The 17,626-nt window shown below is 62.7% G+C and carries 13 protein-coding genes; 5 read left to right on the top strand and 8 right to left on the bottom strand.

Annotated features, from left to right (window positions below):
• Positions 1-28: 28 nt before the first annotated feature.
• From FXN63_RS25725 to FXN63_RS25760, 8 genes are all read right to left on the bottom strand, one after another.
• Positions 29-3,730, bottom strand: coding sequence for a hydantoinase B/oxoprolinase family protein (locus tag FXN63_RS25725; RefSeq protein WP_148818434.1), 3,702 nt, complete (start codon positions 3,728-3,730; stop codon positions 29-31).
• Between the two features lie 150 nt (positions 3,731-3,880).
• The gene (locus FXN63_RS25730) at positions 3,881-5,665 is read right to left on the bottom strand and encodes a M14 family metallopeptidase (RefSeq protein WP_148818435.1); all 1,785 of its coding nucleotides are present in this window, start codon (positions 5,663-5,665) and stop codon (positions 3,881-3,883) included.
• Positions 5,666-5,668: 3 nt separating this feature from the next.
• Positions 5,669-6,532, bottom strand: coding sequence for an ABC transporter permease (locus FXN63_RS25735; RefSeq protein ID WP_148818437.1), 864 nt, complete (start codon positions 6,530-6,532; stop codon positions 5,669-5,671).
• 4 nt (positions 6,533-6,536) lie between these two features.
• On the bottom strand, positions 6,537-7,460 hold the full coding sequence (locus FXN63_RS25740; protein ID WP_148818439.1) for an ABC transporter permease: 924 nt from the start codon (positions 7,458-7,460) through the stop codon (positions 6,537-6,539).
• A 200-nt stretch (positions 7,461-7,660) separates the two neighbouring features.
• On the bottom strand, positions 7,661-9,190 hold the full coding sequence (locus FXN63_RS25745; protein ID WP_148818441.1) for an ABC transporter substrate-binding protein: 1,530 nt from the start codon (positions 9,188-9,190) through the stop codon (positions 7,661-7,663).
• Positions 9,191-9,272: 82 nt separating this feature from the next.
• Positions 9,273-11,144: an ABC transporter ATP-binding protein gene (locus FXN63_RS25750; protein ID WP_148818443.1), complete on the bottom strand. Its 1,872-nt coding sequence runs from the start codon at positions 11,142-11,144 to the stop codon at positions 9,273-9,275.
• Between the two features lie 8 nt (positions 11,145-11,152).
• Positions 11,153-11,674: a winged helix DNA-binding protein gene (locus FXN63_RS25755; RefSeq protein WP_148818445.1), complete on the bottom strand. Its 522-nt coding sequence runs from the start codon at positions 11,672-11,674 to the stop codon at positions 11,153-11,155.
• A gap of 235 nt (positions 11,675-11,909) precedes the next feature.
• A complete protein-coding gene (locus FXN63_RS25760) occupies positions 11,910-12,818 on the bottom strand; it encodes a LysR substrate-binding domain-containing protein (RefSeq protein WP_148818447.1) in 909 nt (302 codons plus the stop codon).
• Positions 12,819-13,030: 212 nt separating this feature from the next.
• Here FXN63_RS25760 and FXN63_RS25765 point away from each other — a divergent pair, with 212 nt between their 5' ends.
• The 5 genes from FXN63_RS25765 to FXN63_RS25785 all read left to right on the top strand — a co-directional run bounded on the left by FXN63_RS25765 (position 13,031) and on the right by FXN63_RS25785 (position 17,565).
• Positions 13,031-13,795: an ABC transporter permease gene (locus FXN63_RS25765; RefSeq protein ID WP_246164970.1), complete on the top strand. Its 765-nt coding sequence runs from the start codon at positions 13,031-13,033 to the stop codon at positions 13,793-13,795.
• A 51-nt stretch (positions 13,796-13,846) separates the two neighbouring features.
• Positions 13,847-14,875, top strand: a complete 1,029-nt coding sequence (locus FXN63_RS25770; RefSeq protein WP_148818451.1) for an ABC transporter ATP-binding protein — start codon at positions 13,847-13,849, stop codon at positions 14,873-14,875.
• A gap of 179 nt (positions 14,876-15,054) precedes the next feature.
• Positions 15,055-16,134: an extracellular solute-binding protein gene (locus FXN63_RS25775; RefSeq protein WP_148818453.1), complete on the top strand. Its 1,080-nt coding sequence runs from the start codon at positions 15,055-15,057 to the stop codon at positions 16,132-16,134.
• A 107-nt stretch (positions 16,135-16,241) separates the two neighbouring features.
• Positions 16,242-17,060, top strand: a complete 819-nt coding sequence (locus FXN63_RS25780; RefSeq protein WP_148818455.1) for an ABC transporter permease — start codon at positions 16,242-16,244, stop codon at positions 17,058-17,060.
• Complete coding sequence (locus FXN63_RS25785) at positions 17,047-17,565, top strand: TIGR00725 family protein (protein ID WP_246164971.1); 519 nt, start codon at positions 17,047-17,049, stop codon at positions 17,563-17,565. Before FXN63_RS25780 ends, FXN63_RS25785 begins: the two co-directional genes overlap by 14 nt.
• Positions 17,566-17,626: the final 61 nt, after the last annotated feature.

Consider the following 17,626-nt stretch of genomic DNA (forward strand, 5'->3'; position numbering starts at 1 on the left):
TCGCCTATCTATCAGCGACGTAAACCGCTTACTTCACCGCCTTCCCGAACCCGCCACCACCCGGCGTCTGCACGACAAAAATATCGCCTGCCGCCAGTTCAGTCTTGTCCTGCGGGCCCAGATTCGTGACCGAGCCATCGACACGTTCCACCCAGTTGCGGCCCATCTCGCCGGGTTCACCACCTTCTTGGCCGAACGGTGCAAACACGCGGTTGTTCGACAGAATCGATGCCGTCATCGGCTCCAGGAAACGCAGACGACGCGTGCCGCCGTTGCCGCCTTGCCAGCGGCCTGCCCCGCCAGAACCTTCACGAATCTCATACGACTCCAGGCGCACCGGATAACGGAATTCCAGCACTTCCGGGTCGGTCAGGCGCGAGTTGGTCATGTGGGATTGCACGACCGACGTGCCATCAAAACCTTCCGATGCTTCGCTGTACGCGGCATCCACATTCACCAGCCCGGCACCCGTGCCACCGGCGATGGTTTCGTAGTACTGATAACGCGCGTTGCCGAAGGTGAAGTTGTTCATGGTGCCCTGGCTCGATGCCAGCACGCCCAATGCACCGTAGATGGCGTTGACCACGCACATCGAGGTTTCGACGTTGCCCGCCACCACCGCTGCGGGCGACACGGGACGCAGCATCGAGCCTTCGGGGATGATGATCTCGATGGGCTTCAGGCAGCCGGCGTTCAGCGGGATTTCGTCGTTCACCAAGGTGCGGAACACGTACAACACCGCCGCCACACCAATCGCGCCGGGGGCGTTGAAGTTGTTGTCCAGCTGCACGGACGTGCCGGTGAAGTCGACCACGGCGGAACGGTTTTCGCGGTCGGCGGTGATCTTCACCAGAATCTCGGCGCCGTTATCCAGCTTGTAGTGGAAGCTGCCGTCGCGCAGGTGCGCAATCACGCGGCGCACTGCTTCTTCGGCGTTGTCCTGCACGTGGTTCATGTAGGCCTTCACCACGTCCAGGCCGAAGTGGTCGCACATGTTCAGCAGTTCCTGCACACCCTTCTCGTTGGCGGCGATCTGGGCCTGCATGTCGGCGATGTTCTGATCCGGATTGCGCGCGGGCCACTTTGCACCGTTCTTGCCGGTCAGGATGTCGCGGGCGGCTTGTTCGCGGAATTCGCCGTTCTTCACCAGCGGGAAGTTGGTGAACAGCACGCCTTCGTGTTCGACCAGCTTGGAGTCCGGCGGCATGGAGCCGGGCGTGGTGCCGCCGATGTCGGCGTGGTGGCCGCGCGAGCCGACGTAGAACAGCACTTCCGATCCCGTGCGGTCGAACACCGGCGAGATCACCGTCACGTCGGGCAAGTGGGTGCCGCCGTGGTACGGGTCATTGATGACGTAGCTGTCGCCCGGTTGCATCGCCGTCTTGCCGTCGGCACCCTGGTTCTCGCGGATCACCGTCTTGATGGATTCGCTCATCGAGCCCAGGTGCACGGGCATGTGCGGGGCGTTGGCAATCAGGTTGCCGTCGGCATCGAAGATCGCGCACGAGAAGTCCAGGCGCTCTTTGATGTTGACCGAGTACGCGGTGTTCTGCAGGCGGTAGCCCATCTGTTCGGCAATCGACATGAACAGGTTGTTGAACACTTCCAGCATCACCGGGTCGGCGGTGGTGCCGATGGCACGGCGCTCGGGGCGAGCCACGACGCGCTTCAAGACCAGGTGGTCGCGCTCGGTGACGATGGCCTGCCAACCCGGTTCAACGATGGTGGTCTGGTTGGGTTCCGAGATGATCGCGGGGCCGTTGATGCGGTCGCCGGGGATCATGCCGGCGCGCACATACAAGGGCGTGTCGTGCCATTCGCCTGCGCTGTACATGCGGACAGAAGACGACGCCACCACATCGCCTGCGCGGGTAGCCGTCGGCGTAGGTTCGTCTACCGATTCCCCACCGCCCACGGCTTCCACGGAGACGGCTTCGACCACCAGCGCGCGGCTGGGCATCAGGAAGGAATAACGCTGGCGATAGGCGGCTTCGAAATCGGCCGTCATCGCGGCGATGTCGCCTGCGGCCACTTCCAGTGCGGTGTCGGTACCGTCGTATTTCAGGTGCACACGGCGATGCATACGGATGGTCGATGCGGCCAAGCCTTGGCGCTGCAATTCGGCATCGGCATCGGCTGCCAGGCGATCCAGCGTGCTGGCAATCGTCACCAGCGTGTCGTCGTTCAGACGCGCTTCGATGGTCTGTTCACGCAGCTCGGCCTGATCGGCCAAGCCCATGCCGTAGGCGGACAGCACGCCGCCGAAGGGGTGAGCGAAGACGGTGGTCATGCCCAGCGCATCGGCCACCAGACACGCGTGCTGGCCACCTGCGCCACCGAAGGTGGTCAGCGTGTATTCCGTCACGTCGTGGCCGCGTTGCACCGAGATGCGCTTGATCGCTTCGGCCATGTTGCCGACTGCGATTTCGATGAAACCTTCGGCCACTTGTTCCGGCGACATCTCACGGCCGGTGGCTTGGCTGATCTCGGCCGCAAGCGCAGTGAATTTCTGCACCACCACATCACGGTCCAGCGGCTGGTCGGCATTCGGGCCGAACACGCTGGGGAAGAACTGCGGCTGAATCTTGCCCAGCATGACGTTGCTGTCGGTCACGGCCAGCGGGCCGCCACGGCGATAGCTGGCGGGGCCGGGGTTGGCACCAGCGGAATCCGGGCCGACACGCAGGCGCGCGCCGTCGAAGTGCAGAATGGAACCACCACCGGCGGCCACGGTGTGGATGCTCATCATCGGTGCACGCATGCGCACACCGGCCACTTGGGTCTCGAACTCGCGCTCGAATTCGCCGGCGTAGTGCGACACATCCGTAGACGTGCCGCCCATGTCGAAGCCGATGACTTTCTTGAAGCCCGCCAGTTCACTGGTGCGTGCCATGCCGACGATGCCGCCTGCGGGGCCGGACAGAATCGCATCCTTGCCACGAAACGCGCGTGCATCGGTCAGGCCACCGCTGGACTGCATGAACATGATGCGGATGCCGGGTAGCTCGGAAGCAACCTGGTCCACGTAACGCTGCAAGATCGGCGACAGATACGCGTCCACCACGGTGGTATCGCCACGCGACACGAACTTGATCAGCGGGCTGACTTCCGACGATGCGGACACCTGCGTGAAGCCGATCTCGCGGGCGATTTCTGCTGCGCGTTTCTCATGTTGTGGATAACGCCAGGCATGCATGAAAACAATCGCCACGGCGCGAACGCCCGCAGCAAAGGTTGCTTCCAGGGAAGCACGGAGCGCCACTTCATCCAGCGCCTTGACCACCGTGCCATCCACACCCAGACGCTCGTCGGCTTCCACCACGGTGTCATACAACAATTCCGGCAGACGCACATGGCGCTCGAACAGCTTCGGCCGGTTCTGATACGCAATGCGCAGTGCATCGCGGAAGCCGCGCGTGGTGACCAGCGCGGTGCGGTCGCCCTTGCGTTCCAGCAGCGCGTTGGTGGCGACCGTGGTGCCCATCTTCACGCATTCGACCTGATCCGCAGGCACGGCCTCACCCGGCTTCAAGCCCAGCAGTTTGCGGATGCCGGCGACGGCCGCATCACGGTACTGCTCGGGGTTCTCCGACAGCATCTTTGCCGTGTCAAAGCTGCCATCGGGCTTGCGCGCCACGATGTCGGTGAAGGTGCCGCCCCGGTCGATCCAGAACTGCCAGCGGGGATCGTGGGGAATGGCTGCGGATGATGCGGAAGCAGAATGGCTCATGGCGTGACTCTGGTGGCAGATGGCAATGTCGGAGGCGGCACAAGGCCGCAGGGAATCTGGTCGTGCAGGCAGCGCAAGTCAAACGCGCTGCCGCCTTGCGAAAGCGGGGTCACCGCGTTGCACGCATGGCTCACGTGCAACGCGGTCGGATCACAAGCTGCGATACACATCCACGGCAGCCGTCACCGTCAGCATCTGCGCGGTATGCGCAAACACAAAGGCGTCGCCGTAGATGGTTTCGTCGGGGAACTCGGTGATCAGCGAAATGGGCGTGGGCTCGGTCGCGGACTCCGAAATCAGGCACGGAATGCCATTGATGATCTCGAAACCGTGCGCACCGGCGTGCGCTTCGAACGCCGCCACTTGCCTGGCGTTGAACTCAACCAAACCGGGCATTTCAGCCAACCTCAAAGTCACGCCTTCCACCAGTCGGCGCGACTTCTCGGCCAGACCGGGCTGATGACGCAACACCAGGAAGAAGCCCTTCGGAATCGTCCACATCTCGAACTTGCGCGGCAGGTAACCCGACCACGGACGCGTCCACTCGTGCGAGGGATAGCCGTGCAGATTGATGTGCAGCTCGGCCCCCGTCATGGCCACCGCATCGCGGCGTGCACCGGTTTCGAACCACGGTGCTTTCTCACGATAGGCGAGGTCATCCCCCAACGCGCTGTAACGTGCCGCGTGGTGCATGTGATGCGGATGCGTCTTGATCAGACGCTGATGCATCGCATATCCATCGGGGTTCTCAAGCGCAATCAAAGTGAAGTGCGCATCTTCACGGGCATCCAGCTGCTGCGCGGCACGCAGTATTCCCACCGGGCCAGACGTCTCGTTGGCATGCTGCGCCGCCGAGATCAGCACCGACGGGCCACTGCCCTTGCGGTAGACGGCCTGCACCACACGGCCTTGCCGTGAATGCGCCGAGAACTGCTCGCCGCGAATGCGCGTCATGGCTTCCGCAATGCGCATTTCCGACAGCGGCGCATCCTGCTTCTCGAAGGGATCACGCCCGGCTGCAAAGGCTTCGGCATCACCGCTGACAGCCGGGTCAACGGGCATCGACTCAAACGCGGGATACGAACCCACTTCCACGCGCACACGCGCATCGCCATCATGGCGTCGAATGTCCGGCACGATCTGCCCAGGCTGCATGCCACGATTGCCCACCGGCCGCGCCGAGTGCTGCTGGAACACTTCCAGCAACGCGAAGTACAGGTCTTCGTGCATGGCCTCGAAGGTGCTGACCTGTTCCTGGCCGTAGCCCAGCATGAACTCCATGCCCGGCATGTCGACACGAATGTCCATGCGCTCGAAGAACGGTTCTTCGTTGCCCCAGGAATGCGTCTGCACGGCCTGAACGACAGCTTCGAAAACGCCTTCGGCTTCCGTAGGCCAGGCCTGATCGATATCGGCTTCATCGGCGCAATTGCTGACGCAGACCCAGCCGGCCGGCGAAATCTGCGCCTGACCAACGTGATCAACGCATCGCACATTGGGGGCCAGCACGTCACGCTTTTCGATGCGGCCATCGGCGTAGTGCAGGTCCAGCTGATAGCGCAGCGCGCGGTCTTCATGCTCCACGGGGCCGGGCACTACCGTCCACGCGATGTCCGCGAACATGGATTGCAGCGGATACGATTCCAGCAGGAAACGCGTCGGAATCGCATGGTCGTGACGGGGATATTGCACCGTCACTGCGGTCAGACCGGCGTGGTCGATTTCTTCCAGAAACGCGTGCAACAGCGGCTTGTAGGCGCTGCGGATGGTGGCCTTGACGCCGTGCGCAGCCAGCGTGGCTTCCGCCGCGCGGCGGGCCTCGACGCCTTCGAACAACCAGGCCTGAAGCTGTGCACCCGCATAGGCCGGCGCAGAGAAATTCGTCACCAGCGCATCCAGACTGCGGGGGAAACTGCGATCGAGCAGAACACGCATGACTTATACCTTTCCAGTGGGATCGAGACGGTCGCGCAGCCAGTCACCAAGCAGGTTCAGGCCCAGTACGGTCAACATGATGGCCAGACCCGGCACCACGCTCACCCACCACGCGTCTTGCAGATAGGTACGGCCGTCAGCCAGCATGCCTCCCCAGCTCGGGATCATCGGATCGACACCCAGGCCCAGGAAGGTCAGGCTGCTTTCCAGCAGGATGTTGTTGGCGACGTTCAAGGTCATCAGGATGATCAGCGGGCCGATCACATTCGGCAGCACGTGGTGGCGGATCATCGCCAGGTCACGCACGCCAAAAGCACGAGCCGCCTGGATGAATTCACGCTCGCGCAGCGCCAGCACCTGGCCACGAATCAGGCGTGCGTACTGCACCCACTGCGAGATCACCATGAAGAAGATCACGTTGGTCAGGCCGCCACCCAGAATCGAGATGAAGGTAATCGCCACCAGAATGAAAGGCAGCGCCAGTTGCACGTCGGCAAAGCGCATCACGATCATGTCCCAGAAGCCCCGGTAGTAGCCAGAGATCAGGCCCATCACAGTGCCCAACAAGGCACCGGCGATCACCGACGCAAAGCCTACGGTCAGCGAAATCTTGCCGCCGACCACCACGCGGGCCAGCACGTCACGACCCAGCGGGTCGGTGCCGAAGATGTGGTCCCAGCTCTGGAACGGCGCGATCAGCCGCGAGCCGAGGTCCATGCTTTCGCCACCATCGGGAAACAGGAACCCCGACAGCAGCACAGCCAGGATCACGATGCCGCTGAGCGAAGCACCCAGGATGAATTCAAGCGAGCCGTAATTGCGACGGCGCGACACCACTTTCGCGGCGGGAGAAACGGTTGTCGTCATCTGTTTACTTGGTACGAATGCGGGGATCGACGATGCCGTAGGCAATGTCCACCACCAGGTTGACGATGACGATGACCAGCGCAAGCACCGTCACCGAGCCTTGCAGCACGGGGTAGTCGCGTCCGCCGATGGCGTCGAACGCAAGCGTGCCCATGCCGGGCCAGTTGAAGACTTTCTCGATCACCACGATGCCGCCGATCAGGTTGCCGAATTGCAGGCCCAGATAGGTGATCAGCGGAATCGCGCAGTTGCGCAGCGCGTGCTTGTACAGCACCACGCGTTCACGCAGGCCTTTGCTGCGCGCCACCATGATGTATTGCGCAGACAGCGTCTCCAGCATGGTGGTGCGCACCAGGCGCACGGTGGTTGCGCTCAAGATGATCGCCATGGTCAGCGAAGGCAGCACCAGGCTCATCGGGCCGTCCCAGCCCGAAGGCGGGAAGATCGGGAACACGATGGCCAGCAGCAGCACCAGCATCAGCGCCAACCAGAAGTTGGGGAAGGACAGGCCCACCAGCGACAGAATGCGAATGCCCTGGTCGGTGCTGGTGCCCTTTTTGACAGCCGCACGAATGCCCAGCGGCACCGAAATCACAATGGACAGGATCAAGGACGAGAACGCCAGCATCAGCGTGGCAGGCAGCGCGTCACCGATCAGACGGCTGACAGAGGTGCCGCCCATGAAGCTCGCGCCGAAGTCACCGGTGAACACGCCTTGCATGTACGTCAGGTATTGCACGTAGAAGGGGCGGTTCAGGCCAAGCGCCTGGCGGATGTTGGCAAGGTCTTGTTCGGTCACGCTGCCCGCGCCCTGGCTGAGCATCAGCGCAGGGTCGCCGGTCAGGCGCACCGCGAAGGCGACCAGCAGGGTCACGGCCAGGATCACGAAGAGCGCCTGCAAGCCGCGTTTGATGAGGAATCCGGTCATTGGCTACACATTGGCGAGCATTGGCTGACGGCCAGCCCACAAATTCGGGACGGCGCCGTCATGCTTGAAAAGGGGAAAGGGGGAAGCCCCCACGCTTTCCGCTGCGCGGAGGCGCTGCCCCCCGAAGGGGGCTTTTTTTGTCTTGGGGCGGCCCGGCGACAAAAAACCGCACCGCCCCTGCCGAGCAAACGTGATGACGATCAGTCGACCGTCACTTCGTTGAAGCGATAACGGATATCGCCAGGCACGGCGAAGTTCTTCACGCGGTCGTTCACACCGATCACCGTGTCCTGGCTGTACAGCGGCAGTTCCAGCGCGTTGTCGGCCACGTAGCGAGCCACATTGCGCAGCACGGCCTGACGGGTCTTGGTGTCGTAGGTCGCACGTTGCGACTCCAGGATCTTGTCCAGGGCCGGGTCGCTGTCATACGGGTTCCACTTCTGGCCCGTGTGATACATCAGGTACGCGGTGTTGTCGTAGTCGTAAGTCCAGCCGCCCCACACGAAGTGGAACATGTCACCCGTCTTGCCGCTGGGGATGATGTCGTTGATCAGCACACCGGTTTCATACGGCTTGAGCGTCGTGCGAATACCCACGCCTTGCAGGTAACCGGCGACGGCTTGCGCCACTTCGCGGAAGGTCGGGTCGGTACCGCGGAAGTCCAGCTGCACGGTCGAGCCCATCTTCACGCCCGCAGCCTGCAACATCTTGCGCGCCTCAGCCTGGCTGAACGGCAGCGGCTTCAGGTCCGGGTCGAAACCGAAGGACAGTTCGCCCTGGAAGCTGGCGATCGGCTTGCCGTAGCCCAGCAGAATCTGCTTGATGATGGCTTCGCGGTCCACGGCCATGATCAGTGCCTTGCGCACTTCCTTGTTGGCGGTGATGCCCGACTTGGTGTTGAAGCGCAGCACCACGGCCACCGGGCCGCTGGTGGTGACGACCTTCACGTTCGGCGCTTTCTTGATCGTGGCAACCATGCCCAGCGGGATGGCGGAAGCGATGTCGATGCGGCCGGCTTGCAGTTCCGACGCTTGCGTGCCCGGCTCTGCGATGAAGCGGTAGTTCACGCCATCGAGCTTGGGCGCGCCGGCCCAGTAGGCGTCGTTACGCACCAGCGACAGGCTGGTCTTGGGTTTGTATTCGGCCAGCTTGAACGGGCCGGTACCGACCGGATGCTCGTTGAAGTAGGCATCGCCCTTCTCGGTGATGTACTTCGGCGGCACGATCATCGCGCCGTAGCCGGCCAGCTTGGTCAGCAACACCGGGTCGGGCTGCTTCATGTGGAAATCGACCGTCAGGTTGTCGACCACTTCCACCTTGCCGATGGCGTTGTAGTTCGACTGCTGCGGGCCCTTCTTGCCTTCTTCGCCCAGCAGACGGTCGAAGGTGAACTTCACGGCGGCAGCGTTGAACGGCTCGCCGTTGTGGAACACCACCTTGTCACGCAGCTTGAAGCGGATGCGGGTGTCGTTGTCCAGGAATTCCCAGCTGGTGGCCAGGCCAGGAACCAGCTTCATGTCGGCACCGCGAATCGTCAGGCCGTCATAGATGTTGCTGCCGACCGAGCCCCACCAGGTCACGAAGGTGTCGATCGGGTCCCAGCTGCCGGCGTCTTGCGTGATCGCGACATTGAGCGTGCCGGCGGCGTGGGCCGCAGGCGCGGCGATGGCCAGCGTGCTGGCAACCAGTGCGGCGCCGAGCGCCAGCGGGGTCTTGGACAATGCGAACATGAAACTCGCCTTTACAGTGGGTAGGCCCGGGGAAGGCCGTGGACGAAAAATGGGGGGATGTCTTTGCAATGCGGCGAACGGGTCAGGCCGCGACCAGATGGCCGGGCGCGACTTCAACCAGGCGCGCCAGCGTCGGCTCGTCGCCCACCTTGCGGATCGGGCTGGGAATCTCGCTGACGTTGATCTCGGTGTCGATCGGGCGGCCAGGTTCAGCCACCGGCACGGCCGACAACAGCTTGCGGGTATACGGGTGTTGCGGGTTCTCGAACACGTCGCGGCGGCTGCCCAGTTCGACAATCTGGCCCAGGTACATGACCGCCACACGATGGCTGATCTTCTCGACCACCGCCATGTCGTGCGTGACGAACAAATACGCCAGGCCGCGCGACTTCTGCAGATCCATCAGCAGATTCAGAATCTGCGCCTGGATCGATACGTCCAGCGCGGATACCGATTCATCGGCAATGATCAGTTTCGGGTCGCAGGACAGCGCACGCGCAATACACACGCGCTGACGCTGACCACCCGAGAATTCATGCGGGAAGCGATTCGCGTGCTCCGGCTTCAAGCCGACCAGCACCAGCAATTCCGCCACCCGGCGATCGATCTCTTTCTGGTCGCTCATCAAGCCGTGCGTGACGATCGGCTCGGCAATGCTGAAGGCAACCGTCTTGCGCGGGTCCAGCGACGCATACGGGTCCTGGAAGATGTACTGGATTTCACGGCGCAGCAATTGGCGGCCTGCGCCGTCCATGCTGAACAAGTCCTTGCCCTGATAACGCACCACACCACCGGTGGGTTCCACCAGTTGCTGCAAGGTCTTGCCGATAGTGGTCTTGCCGCTGCCGGACTCGCCCACCAGCGCCAAGGTTTCGCCCGGGAACAGGTCGAAGCTGACTTGTTCCACCGCATGCACGCGGTGGGTCACACGACCGAAGAAGCTGTGGCCGATGTCGAAGCGCGTGGTCAGCTTCTCCACGCTCAGCAGCGGTTCCTGATAATTGGCGGTGTCTTGCACATGCATGTCGCCGACTTCACGCAGCACGCCGTTTTCCAGCACCGTGTGCGGCGTGCGCACCGGGAAGTCCTTGCCTGTCATGCTGCCCAGACGCGGCACGGCAGCCAGCAACGCACGTGTATACGGGTGCTTGGGTGCCGAGAAAATCTGGCCCACGGGGCCTTGTTCAACCTTCTTGCCCTGCCACATCACCACGACTTCATCGGCCATCTCGGCCACCACGCCCATGTCGTGGGTGATGAAAATCACCGCGGTGCCCAGGTCACGCTGCAGCTCACGGATGATGTTCAGAATCTGCTTCTGAATGGTCACGTCCAACGCGGTGGTGGGCTCGTCGGCGATCAGCAGGCGCGGCTTGCACGACAAGGCCATCGCGATCATCACGCGCTGGCGCATGCCGCCCGACAACTGGTGCGGATAGCGGTCGAGCAGGCGCTCGGTGTCGCTCAGGCGCACCTTTTCCAGCAGTGCACGGGCCGCCTTGCGTGCCTCGCCTGCCGACAGCTGCTGGTGCAGCATGATGGCTTCCACGATCTGGTCGCCGACCGTGAACACCGGGTTCAGCGACGTCATCGGTTCCTGGAAGATCATGGCGATGTCGTTGCCACGGATCGCGCGCATGGTTTCATCCGATGCGGTGGCCAAGTCGATGGCCTTGCCTTCAGCGGGCTGGAACACGATCTGGCCGTTGACGATGCGGCCGTTGGTGTAGTCGGTCAGGCGCATCACCGCCATTGAGGTCACCGACTTGCCGGAACCGGATTCACCGACGATGGCAACCGTCTGGCCGGGACGCACATCGAAGCTCAGGTCATCGACCGCGCGGAACGGGCCGCGATCGGTGTTGAATTCCACCGAGACATTGCGAACCGACAACAGCGCGTCGGTGTTCTTGCCGACGTGATTACCAACAGCGGCCGTCGAAGGGGTATTCATGGATGCGCTCACAGCGAAGTGGCGGCACGGGCCGCCTGGTCATAAAGGCCGGACAGCGCACGCAGCGTGTTGCCAAGTTTGTGATTGACGTCGGTGACCACGTTGGAATCGCCCAGGTTGTCCAGCAGGCACTGCTGACGAATGTCTCGATAGCGCTCGATGGCAGCCTGACCTTCCGGCGTGGCCGAATAGATCACTTCCTTGCCCACCTTCTGGCCAGCAACCACCCCCAGGCGCTCAAGCTTTTTCAGCGAGTAGTTCACCAGGTGCGTGTCTTCGACGTTGAGCGTGAAGCAGATGTCGGCCAGCTTTTTGCCGCGACCACGATGGAACACGTGGTGCAGCACCAGCACGTCCAGGGACGTCAGGTCGCGCAGGCCGGCAGCGGCCATGCAGCGAACCATCCAGCGATTGAAGGCGTGGGAAGCCACGATCAGGCCGAATTCGACTTCGGACGCCTCGGGCACACCGGAAGCAAGATGCGAAGACGACACGATCGGCGTCGGTTCTGGCGAGGAAGGTGGAGTCATCGATAGAAAGGAGCAGTCCGGACAATCACAAAACGTTGAAGAATTATCAACGATTTACAGACAGCATCATCGCATGATCACAAAGGGTTTACCCTTAATTCACTGCCATTTTTTTGCAACGTCGGGCATTTTCGAATAAGTCACATGCATTCGAAGGAAATAAATCCCCAGCAAGGTGCATGACCAAAGCCCCGATTGGCTTATTGCACCAACTCAGTGCATATGGGGATACCGACTAGACCACGTGACTTTGGTCCCGCAGCCACTTGCGAAACACCCCGAGTACCGGCGACTCGGTACGCTCGGCCCGGAAACACAGGTAATGACCTTGATCCAGGGTGACGGCCATGCCGGTCAAGGTGATCAGGTGGCCTTGCGCAAGTTCTTCTTCCACCAGCAGCCGAGGCACCAGCCCAACCCCCAGGCCGCTCGCAACTGCCTGAACCAGCGCCGAATATCGCGTGAATCGCGGGCCGGTCAGCGTAGGCAGGTCGGGCGCGCCATGCTGGGCCGCCCATTGACGCCATGCCCCGGGGGCCTCTTCGTGATGCAACAAGCGCTGGCTACGTAGCGCATCGGCGCCTTCTGCGCGCTTGCCGCCCAGCAGGTCGGGCGCACCGATCGGCACGAACTCTCGCCCGCCGATGTATTCCACCATCAGCTCGGGCCATTGCCCGACACCGTATCGAATGGCCGCGTCGACACCAGGCGCAATCGCATCGTCGCGGCTCAGATGCTGGCCGAAACTCAAGGTGATGCCGGGGTGCCGCTGCCGGAAGTCCGGCAGACGCGGGATCAACCACTTGGTCAGAAAGGTAGGCACACTGGCCAAGGTCAGCAAGCCGGTGGCGGTGCCCGCAGCCGCATCGTTTGCCCCGGCCCGAAGCTCGAAGCTGGCGGTTTCGATCTCGCGCAGCCCGCCCGACACGCGCTGCCAATAGCTGCGCGCAACGGGCGTCAGCTGCACGCTGCGCCCGTGTTTTTCCAATAATTCCACGCCCAGAAAAGACTCCAGGCTTGCCAGCTGCTTGCTCACCGCACTGACGGTGATGCACAGCGCGCCGGCCGCCTGCGTCATGTTCTGGTAACGCGCGATGGCGTCGAGCGCCAATAATTCCTGAATGGTTGGGCAGCTGCGTTTCATGACGCAAGCTTGCCCTCGCTTGATGACAAGGGCGTGAAACCCTTTCCATTTACTCAAGTCTTGTCATCGACGGTTCATATAGCGCGTCCATCATCCGGCTCTGTTGAATGCGCGATCAGCCTGATTGCGCAGCGCAAAGCATCGGATGCTGTCCAACGCGGAAACAATCGTGTTTCTCGCCAGACGCAGCCGTCTCCGCTGAGGACACTGGTTTGGTACGCGGCGTTTCCCTGGTCTATGGCGTCTATCTGTTGTTGCCGATCGTGTTGCTGTTGATCGGCAGCGTCGGCCAATCGTGGACCAACAGCCTGCTGCCCAGTGGCTTCACCGGCCAATGGTATGTCGACCTGTGGCAAGACAGCTCGTTTCGACGCGCTTTCGTCAACAGTCTGCTGGTGGCCGGTGCAACCTGCGTGATAGATCTGTTGCTGGCAGTACCGCTGGCGTACTCGCTGTATCACGGCGCACGCCGACGCGGCAGCCTGGCGGCGCGCATCGTCAGTGTGATGCCGGTAGCCGTGCCGACGATCACGCTGGGCTTTGGCTACATGATCGTGTTCAACACCGACCTGATGCCCTGGCTGGGCAGCATGCCGCTGCTGATCGCAGCGCACGTCATCCATACCCTGCCCTATCTGACCCATACGCTGCTGGCAGACCTGCGCCATTTGCAGCCCGAAAAGCTGGAACAGGCGGCCGCCACGCTGGGCGCATCCGGCTGGCAGCAATTCGCCGGCGTGGTGCTGCCCAATCTGCGCCACAGCATGGTCAGCGGCCTGGTGATGGTCGCAGCGATATCGGTGGGCGAATTCAACCTGTCGAACCTGCTGGTGAGTTTCCAGAACCGCACCTACCCCGTCGTGCTGCTGCAAGCCTTCTACGGTGCCACCGGGTTTGCGTGCGCGGCCACCGTGATTCTGTTGGTGCTGGCCTGCGCATCCGCGCTGATTTCCTCGCGGGTGGTTCGTCATGCCTGATCGTCATTCTCTTCTGCGGGCGCAGGTCTGCACTGCACCCAGGACGCCATCATGAGCCTGATTCTCGACCACGTTTCCTACACCTATCCCGGCAGCGCACACGGCCTGCACGACGTGTCGATCGACGTGAAAAGCGGTGAACTGGTGGCGGTCATCGGCCCCAGCGGTTCGGGCAAGTCAACGCTGCTGAAACTGGTATCGGGCTTGAGCACCGGCCACAGCGGGCGCATCGCGCTCGGTGGCGAAGACTTGGCCGGTAAACCGGTGCACCAGCGCGAACTGGGCATGGTGTTTCAGAGCTACGCGCTGTTCCCGCACCTGAGCGTGCTGGACAACGTGGCGTATGGACTGAAGCTGCGCAAAGTCGCCACTAACGAGCGGCGCAGACGCGCGCAGGAATTGCTGGAGACCGTGGGGCTAGGTTCCTACGGAGCCAGCCCGGTCACGCAATTGTCGGGGGGACAGCAGCAGCGTGTGGCGCTGGCCCGCGCACTGGCCATCGACCCCAAAGCATTGCTGCTGGACGAGCCGCTGGCAGCTTTGGACGCGGGTATTCGCGGGCATCTGCGCGACCAGATTCGTCAACTGCAACAGCGCTTCGGTGCCACCACGCTGCTGGTCACACACGACCAGGAAGAAGCGCTGACCATGGCCGACCGGGTGGCCGTGCTGAAGGACGGACGACTGCTGCAACTGGCCACGCCGCGTGACATCTACACGCGCCCTGCCACCCGTGCGGTGGCGGAATTCGTCGGCTTGTCGACACTGCTACCGGGGCGGGTGTCGGCAGTGGATCGTGTCGATGTGGGCTTTGCGGAATTGAAGACGGCAACGGGTTCGCGTGCCGCAGGCAGCACCGTGTGCGCGTTGATCCGCCCCGAACACATGCGGCCCGATCCTGAAGTCGATGCGGCGAATCGCTTCCTTGGCACACCTGGGCAGCAACGTTACCTGGGTTCCGTTGTGCGCTACGACTTCCTGGTGGCAGGTGCCTCGCAGCGCTTCCTGGCGGAGTCGCCGGTGCCTGCGCGTGAGGCCATCGCCATTGACCCTGATCACATCCATTTGCTGGACGAATGAGGGATCGCCAGTGCACAAAAACGCATGCGTGTTTTGCATTGGCGATGTCTTTGTCCTTCCGATTTTGCAGACATCATCACGAGCCGACTGCCGGCAATTTTCTGTGCGCAGTCAGGCGCATTCGTGATCTTCGATTCTTTCTTCCCCTCGCCCATCGGGCAGCTTTTTCCAGAGGCACCATGCAACGCAGACAACTGATCCAGGCCGCCGGCGCACTGTCACTCGCCGCCTTGCTGGCCGGCCCGGCCGCCGCCTTCGATGGCCCCGAACTCTACAGCGGTGAAAAAGCGCTGTACGCCGACGCGCAAAAAGAAGGCCTGGTCGTATCCTTCGACACCGGCCCGGAATGGGCCAACTGGAAGTCGCTGTTCCGTGACTTCAAGAAGCGTTACCCGGAAGTGGAAATCACCTACAACGACATCGGCTCGGCCGCTACTGTCGTGGCCCTGGACAAGACCCGTCGCCGCCCGCAGGCCGACACCGCCTACTACTTCGCCGCCTCTGCCGTGGACGCCGTGAAGAAGGACGTGGTTGCGCCTTTCAAGCCGATCAACTTCGACAAGCTGCCCCCGGTGTTCCGTGAAGACGAGGGCCGCTGGTTCACCATCCACACGCTGAACATCGCGTTCCTGGTGAACACCAAGCTGGTCAAGAACGTGCCCACCAGCTGGGCCGATCTGCTGAAACCCGAATACAAGAACAGCGTGGTCTACCTGGACCCGCGAACCGCTGGGGTCGGCCAAGTTGTTGTGTTCGCGGCGGCCTACGGCAACGGTGGCAGCGTTGAAAACGTGCAGCCCGGCACCGACTATCTAGGCAAGCTGCACGCCGCCGGCAACGTGCAACGCATCGAAGGCACTACGCCTTACGCCAAGTTCCTGAAGGGCGAAATCCCCATCTGGATCGGCTACGAAAATGACGGCCTGAAAGCCAAGTACACCGACGGCATGGGCGACGCCGTGCAGGTCGTGATCCCGAAGGAAGCCAGCGTGGCTGCACCGTATGCGATCAGCCTGGTGAAGAACGGTCCCAACCCGAATTCCGGCAAGCTGTGGCTCAACTTCATCATGAGCAAAGCCGGCCAGAACCTGTTCGCGCAAGGCTATGTGCGCCCGTCCGTGCCGGGCATCGCCTTGTCGGACGAGGTGCGCGCCAAGATGCCTGACGCACCGCAGGTCAAGCCGCTGGATGTGGTCAAGGCAGCCGAGCGCAAGGCAGAAGTCGACAAGCTGTGGACCGCAGCCACGGTGGGTAAATAAGCAATGTCCGCGACGCACCTGCGGTACCTGGCCGGGATCGGTTTTGCTGCATCGGATCGGCCGCTTGCCGAGTGCAGCGATCGCCGGCTGCCGGAAGGCACTGCGCGATGAAACGCGTTGGTGGCTGGCCGGCCTGGCTGTTCATGGCCTTGTTCTTTGCCGCGCCCCTGGCGGCGCTGCTGCCCGAAGCCTTTGGCGAAGGCGGCAGCGCTTTCGGCCGGGTATTTGCAGATGACTTGTTCTGGCAGGCCTTGCGCAACACGCTGGGCCTGGGACTGACGGCAGGTGCCGTATCGGCCGTGGTCGGCACCCTGATCGCCATCGAGCTTGCACGCCAGCCAGCCCATCGCCGTCACTGGATGATGAGCCTGCTGGGCCTGCCGCTGGCGTTCTCGGGTCTGGTCATTGCCTACGGCTTCATCCTGGCCTTCGGGCGCGCGGGCTTCGTCACTCAATTGCTGGCCTTTCTGGGTGCAGACCCGGCCGTGGTCGGCAACTGGATCTACACCGTGGGCGGGGTGGGCCTGGCCTACGCCTACTACCTGGTGCCGCGCGTCGCGCTGTCACTCTACCCCTTGTTCGCCAACCTCGATCCGCGACCGATGGATGCCGCTCGCACCCTGGGTGCATCGCGCTTGCAGGCCTTCATCGACACCGTGATCCCTGAAGTTGCGCCATCGGTTTTTTCCAGCGCCTGCCTGGTGGCAGCGCTGGCCATGGGCACCTACGGCACGGCGCTGGCCTTGGCCGGCACCCAACTGAATATTCTTCCGCTGATGTTGCTTTCGAAAGTCAGCGACGGCGGCTCGGACTTCGCGGGCGCAGCCGCCTTGTCCCTGCTTTTGATGGCTGTCTGCGTGTTCGTGATGGGAATCGGTGATGTCGTCACCTCGAAGCGAGACCGGGCTGCCCATGGCAGTCACTGATATGCAACTGGCCCTGGCACGTCGCCAGCGTGGGGGCGGACGCCTGCGTCAGCCAGTGGCCATGATCGGCCCGGGCGATGGCTCCCCTGCCGTATGTGCCGATGCACGCGAAATCGCGGGCTACCTGGCACGTGCAGGCATGACCATCGTCTGCGGCGGTCGGGGCGGCGTGATGGAAGCCGCATCACGCGGCGCGACGGAAAACGGCGGCATTGCCATCGGCTTTCTGCCCGAGGAAGACTTAAGCGCCGCCAACCGTTATCTGAGCATCGCCCTGCCCACCGGCATGGGCGAAATGCGCAATGCCCTGATCGCCCGCAGCGCCGTCTGCCTGGTGGCCGTGGGCGGCGGCATGGGCACCATTTCCGAGATGGCGCTGGGCCTGAAATGGGGCAAGCGTGTGTTCACACTGCACGCCGACCTGGTGTTGCCGGGGGCCACCGCATGTGCGGATGTGCCCAGCTTGTTGACGGCGGTGATGGGGTACCTGGTGGACGTGGAGTGATGCCAGGGTTTGTCGCCTGACATCTGCTGCCTGCGACCTGATTTGCAGGTGGTCGCCCGTT

Origin of the sequence: Pigmentiphaga aceris (assembly GCF_008119665.1) — a bacterium.
Lineage (GTDB): Bacteria > Pseudomonadota > Gammaproteobacteria > Burkholderiales > Burkholderiaceae_B > Pigmentiphaga > Pigmentiphaga aceris.